Origin of the sequence: Aneurinibacillus aneurinilyticus ATCC 12856 (assembly GCF_000466385.1) — a bacterium.
Taxonomy (GTDB): Bacteria; Bacillota; Bacilli; order Aneurinibacillales; family Aneurinibacillaceae; genus Aneurinibacillus; species Aneurinibacillus aneurinilyticus.
The window spans coordinates 8406-11441 of record NZ_KE952850.1 but is presented as its reverse complement, the minus strand read 5'-3'; the positions used below and the strand labels follow the sequence as shown (position 1 = coordinate 11441).

At 36.4% G+C, this 3036-nt stretch carries 4 protein-coding genes and 1 pseudogene; 4 read left to right on the top strand and 1 reads right to left on the bottom strand.

All coding sequences use genetic code 11. The features are described from left to right. Positions 1-403: 403 nt before the first annotated feature. Complete coding sequence (locus HMPREF0083_RS18490) at positions 404-877, top strand: GNAT family N-acetyltransferase (RefSeq protein ID WP_021623180.1); 474 nt, start codon at positions 404-406, stop codon at positions 875-877. On the opposite strand, the pseudogene HMPREF0083_RS29470 reads toward HMPREF0083_RS18490, so the two are convergent. Beyond that, a pseudogene (locus tag HMPREF0083_RS29470) lies at positions 858-1103 on the bottom strand (IS1595 family transposase); the annotation flags it as partial. The gene HMPREF0083_RS18490 and the pseudogene HMPREF0083_RS29470 sit on opposite strands and share 20 nt — an antisense overlap. A 147-nt stretch (positions 1104-1250) precedes the next feature. Here HMPREF0083_RS29470 and tnpA point away from each other — a divergent pair. The 3 genes from tnpA to HMPREF0083_RS18475 are packed head-to-tail and all read left to right on the top strand — an operon-like array spanning position 1251 to position 2994. Continuing rightward, positions 1251-1649, top strand: a complete 399-nt coding sequence (tnpA, locus tag HMPREF0083_RS18485; protein WP_040303712.1) for an IS200/IS605 family transposase — start codon at positions 1251-1253, stop codon at positions 1647-1649. 5 nt (positions 1650-1654) lie between these two features. Next, positions 1655-1933 (top strand): hypothetical protein, encoded by a 279-nt coding sequence (locus HMPREF0083_RS18480; protein WP_021623178.1) that lies wholly within the window; start codon positions 1655-1657, stop codon positions 1931-1933. Then, positions 1918-2994, top strand: a complete 1077-nt coding sequence (locus tag HMPREF0083_RS18475) for an RNA-guided endonuclease TnpB family protein (RefSeq protein ID WP_021623177.1) — start codon at positions 1918-1920, stop codon at positions 2992-2994. The genes HMPREF0083_RS18480 and HMPREF0083_RS18475 overlap by 16 nt, the downstream gene beginning before the upstream one ends. Positions 2995-3036 lie beyond the last annotated feature (42 nt).

Genomic DNA, 3036 nt, shown 5'->3' with positions numbered 1-3036 from the left:
TTTGCTCGATCTCCTTCTGTAAATGCATAAGGAGGTTTTATATGAACGTAGTGGGATATAAAGGTAGATATACCTGTCCTTATTGTGATAGCAAACTTAGTTTTATATGAACGTAGTGGGATATAAAGGTTCATGATTCTGAATTTGTTCCATACGTTCTATCATAGTTTTATATGAACGTAGTGGGATATAAAGTAGAACAAGCTAAACTAACCGGGTTAGGGCAAATAAGTTTTATATGAACGTAGTGGGATATAAAGGATCTTTTTCTTTCGCTTTTTTCTAAAAAATTGTTGCTTTATAGATGACAGTAGTGGGATTATCCTAAAAATGGTATGATTGCATCGGTTTAAGATAGTCGTATGACTAAGTGGTGAATATTGTAAACGAAAGGGTGTTATTTATGAAGGTTGTAAGCGCAACAATTGATGACCTCAAAGGATGGTTAGAGCTAGCTTCTGAGGTTGAATACCTATTTGGACCAATGGTAAATGATCCAAAGTTTATACAAGCGCTGGAAAAGAATATTAATCAAGATAGTGCTTTTTGTGTGAGAGAGAACGATGGATTACCTGGTTCTAGACTGCTCGGTGGAATTTTATTTTCTGCATCAAATGCCCCAAAATATAAAATTGGTTGGTTATCTGTTTCATCGAAAGCGAGAAATAAAGGAATAGCAACAGCTTTGGTAGGTCATGTTTTGAGACTTATCATTGTTCCATCAGAAGTAGTAGTTACTACATTTGGTGATGATATTCCAGATGGGCAGCCCGCAAGAAAGTTGTACCAGAAGTTTGGTTTCATTCCATTGGACGAGATAATTCCAAATGGTCCAGAAGGAGGTAGTCGTCAGAAATTTAAGTTAGATGTAAACTAACGTGCCGAAAAGAACCTACTTTCGTAAAATTTGGCTTTTGACATGATGCTATAAGCATTGCTTTTGGGGTCATTTTTTCTCCAATTTCCTTATTTATCTCTAAGAAACGGAACTAAAATAAATAGTTATCCAAGTATCGTGTAGCCACACCATTAAATCCATTCATCCAATTTTTGAGGCGACTGTGATACGAATTCACATGTTGGATATGATAGATACCTTTCTTTACAGATTTTCTGAGCGAGAAAGCCCACTCCTTTAGGGGTGGGATGAGAGTGAGGTTGGAACAGGCGTGGCTTTATGCCACGTCAAATGTTCCAAATATTTTTGTATTTTCGTTGCTGTATGTAGATTAAACTGATACGATATGAGTATGAACGAATATAGAAGAACTCATACAACCGTATCTTTAATCAATTATCACTTCGTTTTTTGCCCTCGATACAGAAGGAAAATATTTCTTCGTACCGATGTAGAGGAACGTTTTAAACAGTTAGTAAAGGAAATATGCGAAGAATTGGAAATTGTCATTATTGCTTTAGAATGTGATAAAGACCATACACATATGTTCCTAAATGCACTACCAACATTTAGTCCTTCCGATATCATGGCAAAAATCAAAGGAGTGACTTCGAAAAAGCTGAGAGAGGAATTTCCTCATCTTCGACACTTGCCAAGCCTATGGACACGTTCCTATTTCGTTTCTACCGCAGGAAACGTATCAAGAGAAACGATTAAACGGTATGTTGAACAGCAAAAAACAAGGGGGTAAAAGATATGCAAGTGAAATGTAGTAACTGTGATTTTGAACAGTTTGTAAAAGACCATAAATTTGATAAAGAATATAGAGCCGACTACGAAAGAGCCATATTAGTTCTATGTGGCAGGAATGAGTGTGATACATCACAAATTAAAATACCTAACGGGTGTATAAAAGAAATGATGTGGCTTGGTTCTTGGTCTATTGTAAGAGAAGCAACTTTAGAAGAGTATAGAAGTATAAAAAGAGCAAAAATGATTAGAGATACAGGTGTAGAACAATGTCTCAAACAATAACAGTTAAAATTAAACTACTATCAACAAAAGAACAGGCCTCTATCTTGAAAAATATGAGTAAAGAATATATATCTACAATCAACTCACTTGTTTCTGAAATGGTCGCTGAAAAGAAAAGCACGAAAAAGACCACAAAAGATGTTCCTGCAAATCTTCCAAGTGCAGTTAAAAATCAAGTCATAAAAGACGCTAAAAGTGTTTTTCAAAAAGCAAAGAAAAGTAAATACACTGCCGTTTCTGTACTTAAAAAACCTGTGTGTATCTGGAACAATCAAAACTACTCTTTTGATTTCACACACATCTCAATGCCAATTATGATTGATGGCAAGACAACTAAAACACCTATTCGTGCTTTATTAGTCGATAAAGACAACCGAAACTTTGATTTACTTAAACACAAATTAGGTACGCTTCGTATTACGCAAAAATCAGGTAAGTGGATCGCTCAAATTTCTGTCACTATTCCGACTGTCGAAAGAACAGGATTGAAAGTGATGGGTGTTGATTTGGGATTGAAAGTCCCTGCTGTTGCTGTAACAGGTGATGATAAGGTTCGCTTCTTTGGTAATGGCAGGCAAAACAAGTATGTCAGACGTATGTTTAAGTCTAAACGTAAAAAGCTAGGAAAATTAAAGAAACTGAATGCTATTCGCAATCTCGATGACAAGGAACAGCGTTGGATGAAAGATCAAGACCATAAAATAAGTCGTGCAATCGTGGATTTTGCAAAAGAAAATAAGATTTCTGTCATTCGCTTAGAGCAATTGGCGAATATTCGACAGACGGCAAGAACAAGCCGTAAAAACGAGAAAAATTTGCACACATGGTCATTCTATCGCTTGTCTCAATTTATCGAGTACAAAGCAAATTTGGTTGGCATCAAAGTAGAATATGTGAACCCTGCCTATACTTCGCAGACATGTCCTAAGTGTTCCGCGAGGAACAAAGCGCAAGACCGTAAATACAAATGTGAATGTGGTTTTGAAAAGCACAGAGACTTAGTCGGTGCTATGAATATTCGATATGCACCTGTGATTGATGGTAACAGTCAATCTGCCTAAGATGCTATATGCACTGTCTTAGGAGGGGCAATGAGATGCCCT